This is a genomic window from Phyllobacterium sp. LjRoot231 (assembly GCF_964253365.1).
Lineage (GTDB): Bacteria > Pseudomonadota > Alphaproteobacteria > Rhizobiales > Rhizobiaceae > Phyllobacterium.
Window position 1 is genome coordinate 3,483,679 of sequence record NZ_CAXUQT020000001.1, and the last position, 12,643, is coordinate 3,496,321.

The following is a 12,643-nucleotide window of genomic DNA, read 5'->3' on the forward strand; positions in this document are numbered from 1 at the left end:
CCTATTCTTTCGGCTTCTTTACCGAAGTCGCCTTTTCCACCGCCTTGGTCGTCTTTACCTTGGACGGCGATTTGATCGCTGCACTGGTCGCTTCATCATGCGTCACCAGCTTGGCGGCGTTTGGCGGCGGAATGCTTGCGGCTTCGGGAGCGGCACTCTTGGCAGCGCGTTTCGGTTTGGCAGCGCCATTACCTTCATTCAGCGAAGTAAGTTCGCCTTGTGGCGCTGAAAATTGGCGGTCGATCTGCGGCCCGACAGGAACGGAAGCCCCGTTTCCAGCTTCAAACGCGTCGATGATTTCTTCCAGGCGTTCTGGCGTCAAATCCTCATAAGTGTCCTTGAACACCATCACCATCGGAGCATTGACGCAGGCGCCAAGACATTCGACTTCTTCCCACGATAACGTGCCGGCTTCGTTGGTGTGGAATTGCTCATGATGAATCTTGTGCTGGCAGACCTTCTTCAGGTCTTCTGCGCCGCGCAGCATGCAGGGCGTGGTACCGCATACCTGGATATGAGCGCGAGTGCCGACCGGCTTCAGCTGGAACTGCGTGTAGAAAGTCGCAACTTCGAGAACGCGGATCAGGGGCATATCGAGCATGGTCGCGACATGTTCGATTGCAGCCTTGGTGACCCAGCCGTCCTGTTCCTGTGCACGCATCAACAGCGGAATAACCGCAGACTGTTCGCGACCTTTGGGGTATTTCTTGATAGCCTGCTTTGCCCAAGCGCTGTTTTCGCGACTGAACGCAAAGGCTGCTGGCTGGACGTTATCTTCTGCGAGACGGCGGACGGACATTAACGATCAACCTCACCAAATACGATATCGAGCGAGCCGAGTACGGCAGAGACGTCGGCAAGCATGTGGCCACGGCACATGAAGTCCATGGCTTGAAGATGGGCAAAGCCCGGAGCGCGCAATTTGACCCGGTAAGGCTTGTTGGAACCATCGGAAACCAGGAACACGCCGAACTCGCCCTTGGGCGCTTCGACCGCGGCATAGACCTCACCGGCAGGCACATGATACCCCTCGGTGTAGAGCTTGAAATGATGGATCAGCGCTTCCATCGACCGCTTCATCTCACCGCGCTTCGGCGGAACGATCTTGGCGGAGGTGTTCGAGACGGGCCCTACCCGCTCCTTGCCGAGCAACTGTTCCACACACTGACGCATGATGCGAACGGACTGGCGCATCTCTTCCATACGGATCAGATAACGATCATAGCAATCGCCGTTCTTGCCGATGGGAATGTCGAATTCCATTTCCGAATAGCATTCATAGGGCTGCGACTTGCGCAAATCCCACGCAGCGCCGGAACCGCGAACCATGACGCCTGAGAAACCCCATGCCCAAGCATCGTCCAGCTTCACGACGCCGATATCGACGTTACGCTGCTTGAAAATGCGGTTCGGAGTGATCAGGTCGTCGAGGTTCTTCACCGTCTGCAGGAATGGATCACACCATTTGCCGATGTCCTCGATCAGCTGATCCGGCAGGTCCTGGTGAACACCGCCCGGGCGGAAATAGGCTGCGTGCATGCGAGCACCACAAGCGCGCTCATAGAACACCATCAGCTTTTCGCGCTCTTCGAAGCCCCAGAGCGGAGGCGTCAACGCACCGACGTCCATGGCCTGCGTCGTCACGTTCAAGAGATGCGACAAGATACGGCCGATCTCCGAAAACAATACACGAATGAGCTGCCCGCGCTTCGGCACCTCGATCTCAAGCAATCGCTCGATGGCAAGCGCGTAGGCGTGTTCCTGATTCATTGGCGCAACGTAATCAAGGCGGTCGAGATAGGGCACAGCCTGCAAGTAGGTCTTGGCTTCCATCAACTTCTCGGTGCCGCGGTGCAAGAGGCCGATATGGGGATCGACGCGCTCGACCACTTCACCATCAAGCTCGAGCACAAGACGCAAAACGCCGTGCGCCGCCGGATGCTGCGGGCCGAAATTGATATTGAAGTTGCGGACGCTGTGTTCAGTCATTGTTCGCTTCCTGGCGTGATGCCGATAGGGACATCAACGCTCAATTCACCTTGGCCTTCTCATCACCCGGCAGCACATAATCGGTGCCTTCCCAAGGAGATTGGAAGTCGAAATTGCGGAACTCCTGCCGTAGCTCAACCGGCTCATAAACGACACGCTTGACCTCGTCGTCGTAGCGAACTTCAACGAAGCCCGTCAGCGGAAAGTCCTTGCGCAATGGATGGCCTTCGAAACCGTAATCGGTGAGGATACGGCGGAGATCCGGATGGCCCGAGAACAATACGCCGTAGAGGTCGTATGTCTCGCGCTCGTACCAGTCAGCGCCCGGATAGACAGGCGTTGCCGAGGGAATCGGCGTATCTTCATCCGTTGCTACCTTGACGCGGATACGCAAATTCTGGCGCGGCGAAAGCAGGTGATAGACGACGTCAAAACGGTTGAGGCGCGATGGATAATCGACGCCGCTGATATCGATAAGCGAAATGAACTGGCACTGCACATCGTCACGCAAGAACGTCAGCGTTTCAAGCAGTGCGGCAGCTTCGACCTCGACCGTCAATTCGCTATAGGCAATTTCAACGGATTTCAGGGATAGATTCGATTTTTCCCCAAGATAGGCGGAGAGATCGTTCAACGCTTCGTCAGACATCGCCCTCTCCTATCGCTCGATCGTGCCGGTGCGGCGAATTTTCTTCTGCAACATCAGCACGCCATACAGAAGCGCTTCAGCAGTAGGCGGACAGCCCGGCACATAAATATCAACAGGAACCACCCGGTCGCAGCCGCGCACTACAGAGTACGAATAGTGGTAGTACCCGCCGCCATTGGCGCAGGATCCCATCGAGATCACATAACGCGGCTCCGGCATCTGGTCGTAGACCTTTCGCAGGGCCGGCGCCATCTTGTTGGTCAGTGTACCAGCTACGATCATTACGTCCGACTGGCGCGGTGAAGCCCGCGGGGCAAAGCCAAAGCGTTCGCCGTCATAGCGCGGCATGGACGTGTGCATCATTTCGACGGCGCAGCATGCGAGGCCGAATGTCATCCACATCAGCGAACCGGTGCGCGCCCAGGTAACCAGCGCGTCTGCCGAGGTGACGAGGAATCCCTTGTCAGCGAGCTCATTGTTGATCTCGCCGAAGAAAGCATCGTCCGAACCAACTGGCTTACCGGTGTTCGGATCAAGAATGCCCTTGGGTTGTGGCGCAACGAGGGTAGTGTTGCTGTTGGTCAATCCCATTCCAGCGCTCCCTTTTTCCACTCATAAATAAAGCCGATCGTCAGGACGCCGAGGAAGGCCATCATCGACCAGAAACCGAACCAGCCAATCTTGCCGAAGGAGATTGCCCACGGGAACAGGAAGGCCACTTCCAGGTCGAAGATAATGAACAAGATCGAAACGAGATAAAAGCGTACGTCGAACTTCATACGAGCATCGTCAAAGGCGTTGAAGCCGCATTCGTAAGCCGACAATTTTTCGGGATCCGGCGCACTGTATGCGACCAGAAAAGGCGCAACCAACAGTGCCAGACCGATTACCAGCGCTACCCCGATAAAGATAACGATGGGCAGGTAGGAACTTAACAACTCGTTCATGATCCGTCTTTTTCCGCCTTGTGAACTCAGGCTGACAAGAATGCCATGTTATGCACATGACTGCCACAAATACGCGACAGATCGCACCATCCTGAAAGATGGTCCGATGGGCCGAGGGTTAGCGCGTTAGCGTCATGCGCGCAAGTGCAACAATCGCCGTAGAAATACCCATGCTCGGCCTTCATCTTAAAGCTGCCTTGCGCGAAAAGTGCCAAGTTTCACGGTTTTTACCCCTATTTCGCATTAAATTGGCTCTGAATTGCTTTTTAGAATGATATTAATATGCGTCGGTCTTTGGATAGGAGATGAATGGGAATTTTTGAGTGCGACATTCGGTCCTATAAACGATTTAGGTGGGAAAATAAGGACGAATAGCAGCGGTTAGATACCAAGCGGCTCAAGACTGAGCCGTTGCCCCTCTTCTGACATCAGCCTGTCGTGATGCGCCTTACGATCAAGCACCAAAGACCAGATTGCCACGAGCAGACCGACCACAGCGAGTGCTGATCCGACAAATGGTAGATTTTGATAGGACACACCCCAGGTAAGTGCGGCACCGCCGATCCAGGCTCCCGAAGCATTGCCCATATTGAACGCACCCTGATTGAGCGTCGCAGCCAGGTTGGGTGCTTCACCAGCCGTTTCGACCACTCGCATCTGCAAAGGCGGAACGATGACAAAGGTCAACACACCCCACAGGAATATGGTGACAATGGCGGCGGCCGGAAACCCGCTGACTTCGGCGAGGAGCACGTAAGTGAACATGACAGCGACAAGCGTGCCGATCACCGTCGGCATCAGCTTCCAATCCGCCAGTTTGCCGCCGATAACATTGCCCACCGTCATCCCTGCGCCGAAGAGCAGAAGTACCCACGTGACCGCTGACGTCGAGATGCCTGAAACGTCGGTCAGGATCGGCTTTATATAGGTGAACACGGCGAAGAGACTGCCGGAAGCCAGCGCCGATATCATCATCGCGAGCCAAACCTGCAATTTGCCAAGCACCTTGATCTCGCTGAGGATGCCCGCGCCCTTCTGCTCGCCCCTCGCCGCTGGAACAAGGAGGATGATCGCGATGACGGCGGCGACACCTATCGCCACCACAGCGAAGAAGGTCGCACGCCAGCCATAGATTTCGCCGAGCGCAGTTCCCGCCGGCACGCCAAGGATATTGGCAAGGGTCAAGCCTGCGAACATCAATGCGATCGCGCTGGCCCGCTTGTGGCGGGGAACAAGATTTGCGGCCACCACTGAACCAATTCCGAAAAAGGCACCATGACCGAACGCGGTTACGACCCGCGCGACCATCAACATCCAGTAGTTGGGCGCAATGGCACAGAAGAGATTGCCAACAACGAACAGCATGGCCAATCCGATCAGAACCGGCTTGCGGGGTAATGAGGCGGTGGCAATCGCGATGATCGGCGCCCCGATGACCACGCCAAGCGCATATCCGGTAACCAGAAGACCTGCGCTTGGTATCGAAACTCCCAGATCAGCTGCTACTTCCGGCAGCAGGCCCATGATCACGAACTCGGTTGTACCGATGCAGAACGAAGCTATGGCGAGGGCGAGAATCGGTAAGGGCATGGGACAACCGCGAGTCTGGAGAAAGAAAGATGCTGCATAGAGTTGAAATGTTTCACAAATGATTTTTGTGCAATGCAGCAATGCATTTACGCGGGTTCTTGCTGATCGGATATAGAATGCGTTTGAGCGTCGATTTTAGCAAAATCCTCATCCTTCAGGAGGACACTGATATCAGTCCAACCGCTGGGTGCTCCATGATCAGTTACTTGTTACCGTGCCTCGTATCATTTTGCCTGACGTACATGCTGCTCTATCTTGTGAGCACGTACGGCAATTCTCTATCCATTAAAACTGACAGACAAAAAGACGAATAGCAGACGGCGTTAATAACGCGATCATCCGACTTTCCCCACAAGGGGAAAGTAACATCATTATGATTTTACTGAGGAAAAGTGGCGCGAGTGACGGGGCTCGAACCCGCGACCTCCGGCGTGACAGGCCGAGCGGAAAGTTATCCACATCAATCTGTTCCAACTTTTTTAGCGTGTAAATAATGCACGGAACAAATGATGAAAGTTGGAACGCTTTTCACCGCGTATGCGTCCGCTCTTCCGTACTCTCGGCAGACAGGATCAGCGCGATATCCTTTGACTTACACGCCGAGCATCTAAGCTTCGGTGTCAGGTCCGCGTGCATGGTGCTGTGATCGAAGCCGAGACGCTTGCCAAAAGCAACAAGATCCAGTTTCGAGCAATGGTGACAGGCGTTGCAATAAGCCCGCAAGTTGTGTTCATGTACCAGCAGGGAACCTATGGTATCCAGATCGATTGACATCCATCGGATGATAAGAACCCGGGCGAGCATAGGCAATGGCAGAGTTTGAGTTGTATCGGGCGTTCTCACCCGTCACCGTCTTGACAAGCAAGCCTGGGGTGATGAAGGGCATCGGCACCGTGTACGACGCAGCGAAGTTCCTCCTGGAAGAATGGCCCGAGGGCAAGGCGGGGCCAAAGCATCTCAATGCGAGAAAGGTTCTGCTGTCATGTCTCGAGGGGAATTGTTCGCCGGCGGTGGCGCGAGTGGCCTTCGTTGAAGCAGCGAAGGAAGCCAATATCTACATCCCGCCAGCAGAGATTGATCCGGTTTCAGCGGGAAGACCATCGCCCAAGTGGCGCTACGGCAAACCGCGGCGCAGGTCTTAAAACGCAAAAAGAGCCCCACCATCCCGAAGGACAGTGGGGCACGATAAGATTTTCGAGCTTGAGGGGTGCTTACTCCTCCCAAGATGTGCGGTAATGCCGGGCCGGCGGAGAGATGTGATTGCGTGACCGGCCACATCGAGGGATATCCAGTGGACAGTCTTCAAGCCGGCGCAGGACAATATAGGAACTGGTATGCCATCCGCTGGCGACAAGCTGGATCCATTTGCCCTTGGTCAGGCTGGCGATATGACGCCACGCTGCTCGGCGCCGCGATTCAGGATCGGGGTGAATGAACCCAAGGTCGCTGTAGAGCGTATCCCGATCGACATCGATGACAGAGCCGACTGGTCCGAGTCCGGTCAGGTAGGACAGAATGTCTTCCTCCCGCGCCGACAGCCCCTTGCGGGTCAGTGTGGTGATCGCCTCGCTCATCTCAGTAGCCCTTGTTGGGAACGTAGAGGCAGAGCGACCGGCCGGCGTTTGGATCGCCAGACAACGTGCAGCGATGAAAGAATTCATCCTTCGACTTCTTGATGCGCTTGTCGTTATAGAGGATGAGTTCATTGGTCAGGACGACCTTGTAACCGTTCGGGGTTTCGGTAATGGCCCCCTCTTTCTCCTGCCAGCAATCCTTGTTGGAACAGCATTCGAGGCCATAGGTCCATCCGGTCGGGGCTTCATGTGCGAAAGCAGGAACAGCGAAGAGCAGAGCGGCGGCGAGAAGCTTGCGCATGGTCACATCTCCTGTCCTTTGGGGCGGGACAGGAGATGTTCGCCGTTGCTGATGACGCAGGCTATCTTCTCCGGAGAAACATAGAGGATGGTCCACGTCTCACCATTGGGTGAGGAAAACAGCACCATCGTATAGCCGTTCGCAAGTTGTCCTGCTGTAACGGATATTTCATGATACTTGTCGTGGAGTTGTTTTTCAGCCTGATCAAACGGCCCGCATTGCGGTTGCGGTGAGCTGACAATAGCGTCTTGAGCATTAGCTTGTGAAATACCTATAAGAAAGGCGAGCGAAAGCGCCCGCAGAAACGGGATGCGCATGGGGTTTATGTCCTGAAAGAGTTGCCAAGGAGCCGCTGGCAACGAGCGGGGATTATCTGCCGGTACGGGGAGCCGGACGGGCTTGGGAGAAGGCTTGGTCTAGCCTCTCATTTGTGCGATCTATCTTCGTGTCGAGACGCTCAATCGCGTTCATCACCCGGTCTGTCTGTTCGGTCATCCCGGCTTTGGTGATGAAGTTCTCGCTGACGTGGATCTTCAGTTCGTAGACTTGGCTTTGAAGCCTCCACCACACACCACCAAGTGCGCCCGCAATAGAAATAAGTGCGATGACGATCTGCAGCCATGTGACAGCCTCATTCATGACAAACCCTCACGCTGCTTCTTGATGAAGTCGCCAAGCGCCTTGTGTCTGCGTCCGCACTCGATCAAAGCTTGCCGATCACTTATCCACAGCTTTTCAACGAGCGCCTGTGTCAGTGGCTTATTGGGCAGCAGGACGGGGATATTGCAGCCCTTGAGCAATGCGCTATCCGGCATGGCTATGATGGGCCGTACAGCGGGCATGACCACGCTAGCGGACCTTGTTGATACGCAGGCGGGCAGAGTCAGACAAACCACCAGAATTGGCAGCAGGGTCTTTATCAGCTTCATCTGACAAGTCCTTTATGAGTTGGGAGAGTTTCTCGTTGTCAGCTTCAAGCTGTGCAATGCGTTCGACTTCGAGGGCCTTGGCCGCTTCGTTGGCCGATCTTTGCCGTTCTGTTTCCGCCATGGATTGACGGATCAGATCGTTTTCACGCTGATTATACTTGGCGGTCCACAACGCTTCAGACTTGTTAAAGCCCGCGTTATTGCGCCATTCTCCATAGCCGACGATGGCAGCAAGGATGACGCCAGCAATGATCAGCTTGGCGTAGAGTCCGGTCAGCATCACTTCACCGTTGGAACGTTTTGGCCGGGATACAGACCAGTCACCGGATCTGCCACTGGTGCGGCAGGCTTCTTCAGGCCCCATGCGATAGCTGCAGCCTTTACGACAAGGCCAGCCAGACCAAGCACAGCAACGACTGTGGGCGTGCCGATTTCAAGAACCTTGAAATAGCCAGTCGCATCCTTTAGTTAAGGCCGGATACGCAGAGTTCAGCTTCACCGATACGGGATGGGTCACCCATCTCACGGCGCTTGACGAGGCCAATGACCATGCGTCCGCCAGCCTTGTTGAAGGCAGTCGCGGCGATGCAGCTTTGCTGGTACTTGCCCTCACGACCCAGACGGGCAGCGGTGGAATTGCATGTCGCCCGCACGCCGATGTTCCATGCCAGCGAAAGCATCATCGCGCGCCAGCTCAGGGGCTTGTTGCTCCAGTTCGCGATGCACTGTGTCAGCGGCTTGCGGTAATCACGCACGATCTTGACAGCGAGGCGCTGATTGCAGCCCTCCTGCGTCTCGACCATTCCTGGCTTCACATTGGTCGTGTCACCGTTGCAGATCGTCCAGACAGGTGGCTTGGCGATCTTGTCCAGATAAGCTTCGAGTGCGTCACCCTCCCACGGAACGACCAGAGTCTTGACGGCCAATGCCGCATCGTCTGGCAAACTCTGTTGGCCGGGAAACAGGGCAACCATTCCGCTGGTACCGGCTGCTACTATCATTGCAGCGATAGCAGCCTTGGCGCGGGGCGTGGCTCGGATATTAGCCATCGTATTCGTCCTCGTATTTCTTCGGTTCGGGGGAAAGTTTTGTCTGGACAACCAGACGTGCGCCGCTCGCGAGAATGTTCACCAGCACAGCCAAGACAGCAAAGGTGCCGTTCGGGATGGGCAGGCTGTATGGGTCGATGAACGTGAACCATGCCTCCAGCCCCGAAAGAAGGGCGGCGATGATGTTCAGCCGATACGACCATGCGTAGCGCATGACCGCCTTCCAGTTGGGAAGCAGGTTCATTTTCGTGACCTTTTGTTTCTTGGGAACCTTACGAGATACAGGAGCAACAACCGGATCACGATTGCAGTGAGCGTGTGCATGGCCAGTTGCTTTGGAATGAGGAGCGTGTATTTTGCGCTTGAACCTTCGGAGGTCCGCTTATGTCAAACTACATGGCACTAGACGAGATTATGCGCGTTATTTATGAGTTGGCCGGGGAGCGCCCCGAAACCGGACCGTGGACAATTGACGTTGTTGATCTTGAAAGCAGGCTTATTGCTGCGGATCGATTGGAGCCTGTTGTCCAACCTCCGGAGCAGGATTCGTTGGGAATGCCGTAATGCGGGCAGCATCGATCATCGCTTGGGTCCAGATAAACGAGGCGAGTTGTTTGATCTTCTGCGGTTCAGCGGTTACATCATCTCCCGGTGTGACCACTCTGCGCTGATAATTCTTCGCAATCTCAATGCCATCCTCATAGACAACAGCGGCCATTCTTATTTCAAAATGGCCGGTTGATCTGATAGTGATCGCATCGAAGATAAGTTGTTTGGTAAAAGCCATAAGGTTTTTCCTATGCAGTCCTGTACATTCCTACAAATACCATTATCGATGTATTTGTAGCGTTCGCGTCAGTAAAGTTAACGGAACCGGTCGCTGATCCATAAAATAATGATACATTCGAAGCACTAGCTCCTATTAGTGCGTGCAAAAGTGCTGCTACACCCGCGACAGAACTAACAAGAGTAGAATATACACCAGCGCCAGAACCGGTAACAGAAGAACTTGTAAATGGCATACCTGATATGGTGGCGGTTCCTACTGAGGAACCTTTGGCGCTCAACGTTATGTTGATAGTAAAAAAAACACTATTGCCGATTTTTGTATAAAACCCTAAACGGTTAGTATACGTCATGCCGACAGCGGAACCACCAAAAAGCAGGTTTGGGGTGAATGTTCCCTCTTCGTAGTCATCAAGTGTGTTTACATCAGACGAAGGATTCTGAACGCCCGGGAATTTGATCTGTCCCGCTGCCGTCATAATGCTGACAAGCGTTTCGTTGGCTGCAAGGGATGCTGGTTCGGTGCTGATATCCAGCACGATACGGGGGGTGGTTGGTACGGTGCTGATTGCCTGGAATGTGTGCTTCATGTCAGACCCAAGACATTGCAAGAAGGCTATTACCAGCGCTAACAGCTACATTGACATCAGTCATTGATACTGTATTCGTTCCATTTTCGCCCGTGATATACCCGCCTGCATTATGTCCTATATCGCTGGCCTGATACTGCTGGGCGACACCATTCAAGTTGAAAGAAAAGGAACTGATATTTCGATGTGTAATAGCACAAGCAATGATCGTTCCATCGGTTCCGGCATTGAGATTGAAACTTATATTCCCGGACGGCTGATTGATGGTTCCAAAATTTACAGCAGTTGGTGCGCCAGAATACCCATATAGTGCATACAGTCCAAGGCGCTGAATAACAGGGCCTGAACTACTGAAATTGACGACAATATTGCCCGATGTGCCAGTGGGCACAACAGCGGAAATCAAGCCGATACTGAAACCAAAGGTAGGAATACCACCCGGATCAACACCCGAATTATGGATTGTCGCCGCCACGCCGCCGATGGTGGCGCTGGTAATCGTGCGATGGGCACCGGCATTTTCTTCCCAATGGATCGCGACAACGATACGGCGATTGGCTGCCGCACCCCCGAATGGAGCGCCCGTTAGAGAGGTAGATGTACCAAGGAAGAACTCAGACTTGCCGCCGCCTGCTGCCGTCTTGCCGTAGAAATTTGACATGGAATACCCGTCTGACGGCACAGCGGCAAGCGTGCGTTCTGCCGTACCGTTCATATTAAAAGGGGCTGCGGAAGAGCGCCCCAACTCAATATTGACCATTGCGGCAGTCATGGTGCCGGAAGCAGGGAGGGTCATTTGCTCTCCAGTGCAGCAAGCCGCTTGCGCAGGTCCTTGACTTCGTTCCAGAGAACAGCGGTCAGGTTGCCGTAGGCCACTGATAAATATGTTTCGCCCTCGTCTCCGATCATGGATTGTCTTTCAATCAATTCTGGGAGATGAACTTGGATATCCTGGGCGATGAAACCGACGCCGGGTTTGCCGTCCTTTGTGAACCGCTTTCCCTCAATGGCGTCGATGATTTTGCCGGTATCAGTGAGTTCTTCAATGTCTGACTTCAGCCTGAGATCGGAAAAAGCCGTCACATTGCCAGCAGCAACAAGATTGCCAGATGCATCAATAGTGACATTGCCAGCACTGGAACCAGTGCCGTTGGGCCGTAGAAATATGCCGCCACCGGCTCCAGCCAGAACGAGATTCGCAGTGCTTGATGCAAAGTTCTGGGTGGACGCTACATCGCCAGAGAAAGCCACCGACCCAGACGAGGCCAAAACCGCCTGACCAACAGTGCTGCTAGAGCCGTTGGGCCGTAGAAATATGCCGCCCGCGCTGGCCGGAGCCAAAACCACATTGGTCGTTGAAGAAACAAAATTTGTAGCTGCGGTAACATCAGTCGAAGAGAATAGTCCGGTAGATGCCGTAATCGAGCTAGCGCTGAAAACCAGCCCGGTCACACCCAGATCACCTGTGATACTTGCTCCATTCGAGGCTAACCGAAGTCGTTCCGTAACAGTACCCGCAGTGACTACGCGAAATACGATCCGGCCATCTTCCGAACCAGAAGTTGCATCATCAATCTGCGTATAAATATCAATATAGTTTTCTTTGTTCCCCGCGCTGTCCTTGCCGTAAAACCGCAAAACACCCATAATATCGGAGGCGGCAGGAGATGCGGAATTCCGGTATAGGGAGAGTGTTGGGCTTTCGCCAGCGCCAGCATCGGTGCTTACGAGTTCAAGGGGACCCGTCAACGTGCCGCCCGTCAAGGCCAGATATGCGGAGGTGGCAGGGTTGAGGATGATCCAGCCGCCGACTCCTCCATTCGTCGTTGCATCGTAGACGACAACGTAGACGCCCTTAATGTTGATATCGCCCGCATCAAGGGGAACGCTATCGGTTCCGCCGATGATAACCTTGCGGATATCCTTGCCGCCAAGACCGTTCACATTGAGCGTGACAGCGGTCGTGTTCGTAGCAGCAGCACGGAAGGACAGCGTCATTCCAGTGGCGATTGTCAGGATCGGGCTGTTCGTCGTCACTGCAATCGTATTGGTGCCTGTGACGGTCAAGACTCCGTTGTCATCGAGCCACTGCGCAACGCGGGCCATCATCTGGCGAGCGGAATTGTTGACCGTGGAGGGGAATTGTCCTTCCGCCCAATTGATATCACCATCAGCCGTTGCATTAGATCCAGCCGTGGTGCTCCAGTCGTAGATATTTCCAGCCATGTTATGTGTCCAT

The 12,643-nt window shown here is 54.4% G+C and carries 20 protein-coding genes; 2 read left to right on the plus strand and 18 right to left on the minus strand.

What is annotated here, in order from left to right:
- Window position 1: 1 nt before the first annotated feature.
- The 6 genes from nuoE to ACSQ3H_RS17210 all read right to left on the minus strand — a co-directional run bounded on the left by nuoE (window position 2) and on the right by ACSQ3H_RS17210 (window position 5,175).
- Window positions 2-799: an NADH-quinone oxidoreductase subunit NuoE gene (nuoE, locus tag ACSQ3H_RS17185; protein ID WP_436118144.1), complete on the minus strand. Its 798-nt coding sequence runs from the start codon at window positions 797-799 to the stop codon at window positions 2-4.
- The gene (locus ACSQ3H_RS17190; RefSeq protein WP_436118145.1) at window positions 799-1,989 is read right to left on the minus strand and encodes an NADH-quinone oxidoreductase subunit D; all 1,191 of its coding nucleotides are present in this window, start codon (window positions 1,987-1,989) and stop codon (window positions 799-801) included. The genes nuoE and ACSQ3H_RS17190 overlap by 1 nt, the downstream gene beginning before the upstream one ends.
- A 40-nt stretch (window positions 1,990-2,029) precedes the next feature.
- Window positions 2,030-2,638, minus strand: coding sequence for an NADH-quinone oxidoreductase subunit C (locus ACSQ3H_RS17195; protein WP_436118146.1), 609 nt, complete (start codon window positions 2,636-2,638; stop codon window positions 2,030-2,032).
- 9 nt (window positions 2,639-2,647) lie between these two features.
- Complete coding sequence (locus tag ACSQ3H_RS17200; protein WP_436118147.1) at window positions 2,648-3,229, minus strand: NuoB/complex I 20 kDa subunit family protein; 582 nt, start codon at window positions 3,227-3,229, stop codon at window positions 2,648-2,650.
- Entirely contained in the window at window positions 3,220-3,585 is a 366-nt protein-coding gene (locus ACSQ3H_RS17205) for an NADH-quinone oxidoreductase subunit A (protein ID WP_112530887.1), read from the minus strand. Before ACSQ3H_RS17205 ends, ACSQ3H_RS17200 begins: the two co-directional genes overlap by 10 nt.
- 381 nt (window positions 3,586-3,966) lie before the next feature.
- Window positions 3,967-5,175 (minus strand): MFS transporter, encoded by a 1,209-nt coding sequence (locus ACSQ3H_RS17210; RefSeq protein ID WP_436118148.1) that lies wholly within the window; start codon window positions 5,173-5,175, stop codon window positions 3,967-3,969.
- Between the two features lie 630 nt (window positions 5,176-5,805).
- Between ACSQ3H_RS17210 and ACSQ3H_RS17215 the strand changes: the two genes are divergently transcribed.
- On the plus strand, window positions 5,806-5,946 hold the full coding sequence (locus ACSQ3H_RS17215) for a hypothetical protein (RefSeq protein ID WP_436118149.1): 141 nt from the start codon (window positions 5,806-5,808) through the stop codon (window positions 5,944-5,946).
- A gap of 38 nt (window positions 5,947-5,984) precedes the next feature.
- Window positions 5,985-6,317 (plus strand): DUF982 domain-containing protein, encoded by a 333-nt coding sequence (locus ACSQ3H_RS17220; protein ID WP_436118150.1) that lies wholly within the window; start codon window positions 5,985-5,987, stop codon window positions 6,315-6,317.
- A 69-nt stretch (window positions 6,318-6,386) separates the two neighbouring features.
- Here ACSQ3H_RS17220 and ACSQ3H_RS17225 read toward each other — a convergent pair whose 3' ends face one another.
- The 12 genes from ACSQ3H_RS17225 to ACSQ3H_RS17280 form a co-directional block, all read right to left on the minus strand.
- Entirely contained in the window at window positions 6,387-6,749 is a 363-nt protein-coding gene (locus tag ACSQ3H_RS17225; RefSeq protein ID WP_436118151.1) for a hypothetical protein, read from the minus strand.
- Window position 6,750: 1 nt separating this feature from the next.
- The gene (locus ACSQ3H_RS17230) at window positions 6,751-7,050 is read right to left on the minus strand and encodes a hypothetical protein (protein WP_436118152.1); all 300 of its coding nucleotides are present in this window, start codon (window positions 7,048-7,050) and stop codon (window positions 6,751-6,753) included.
- Between the two features lie 2 nt (window positions 7,051-7,052).
- Entirely contained in the window at window positions 7,053-7,367 is a 315-nt protein-coding gene (locus ACSQ3H_RS17235; protein ID WP_436118153.1) for a hypothetical protein, read from the minus strand.
- A 52-nt stretch (window positions 7,368-7,419) separates the two neighbouring features.
- Window positions 7,420-7,689 (minus strand): hypothetical protein, encoded by a 270-nt coding sequence (locus ACSQ3H_RS17240; protein WP_436118154.1) that lies wholly within the window; start codon window positions 7,687-7,689, stop codon window positions 7,420-7,422.
- Window positions 7,686-7,898: an anaerobic dehydrogenase gene (locus tag ACSQ3H_RS17245; protein ID WP_436118155.1), complete on the minus strand. Its 213-nt coding sequence runs from the start codon at window positions 7,896-7,898 to the stop codon at window positions 7,686-7,688. The genes ACSQ3H_RS17240 and ACSQ3H_RS17245 overlap by 4 nt, the downstream gene beginning before the upstream one ends.
- 1 nt (window position 7,899) lies before the next feature.
- Window positions 7,900-8,343: a hypothetical protein gene (locus ACSQ3H_RS17250; RefSeq protein WP_436118156.1), complete on the minus strand. Its 444-nt coding sequence runs from the start codon at window positions 8,341-8,343 to the stop codon at window positions 7,900-7,902.
- 100 nt (window positions 8,344-8,443) lie between these two features.
- The gene (locus tag ACSQ3H_RS17255; protein ID WP_436118157.1) at window positions 8,444-9,028 is read right to left on the minus strand and encodes a lysozyme; all 585 of its coding nucleotides are present in this window, start codon (window positions 9,026-9,028) and stop codon (window positions 8,444-8,446) included.
- On the minus strand, window positions 9,021-9,272 hold the full coding sequence (locus ACSQ3H_RS17260; protein WP_436118158.1) for a hypothetical protein: 252 nt from the start codon (window positions 9,270-9,272) through the stop codon (window positions 9,021-9,023). Before ACSQ3H_RS17260 ends, ACSQ3H_RS17255 begins: the two co-directional genes overlap by 8 nt.
- 252 nt (window positions 9,273-9,524) lie before the next feature.
- Window positions 9,525-9,815 (minus strand): hypothetical protein, encoded by a 291-nt coding sequence (locus ACSQ3H_RS17265; protein ID WP_436118159.1) that lies wholly within the window; start codon window positions 9,813-9,815, stop codon window positions 9,525-9,527.
- A gap of 10 nt (window positions 9,816-9,825) precedes the next feature.
- Entirely contained in the window at window positions 9,826-10,404 is a 579-nt protein-coding gene (locus tag ACSQ3H_RS17270; protein WP_436118160.1) for a hypothetical protein, read from the minus strand.
- Window position 10,405: 1 nt separating this feature from the next.
- Window positions 10,406-11,200 carry a hypothetical protein gene (locus ACSQ3H_RS17275; protein ID WP_436118161.1) on the minus strand — a complete coding sequence of 265 codons (795 nt, stop codon included), beginning with the start codon at window positions 11,198-11,200 and terminating at the stop codon, window positions 10,406-10,408.
- Window positions 11,197-12,630: a tail fiber domain-containing protein gene (locus ACSQ3H_RS17280; RefSeq protein ID WP_436118162.1), complete on the minus strand. Its 1,434-nt coding sequence runs from the start codon at window positions 12,628-12,630 to the stop codon at window positions 11,197-11,199. Before ACSQ3H_RS17280 ends, ACSQ3H_RS17275 begins: the two co-directional genes overlap by 4 nt.
- Window positions 12,631-12,643: the final 13 nt, after the last annotated feature.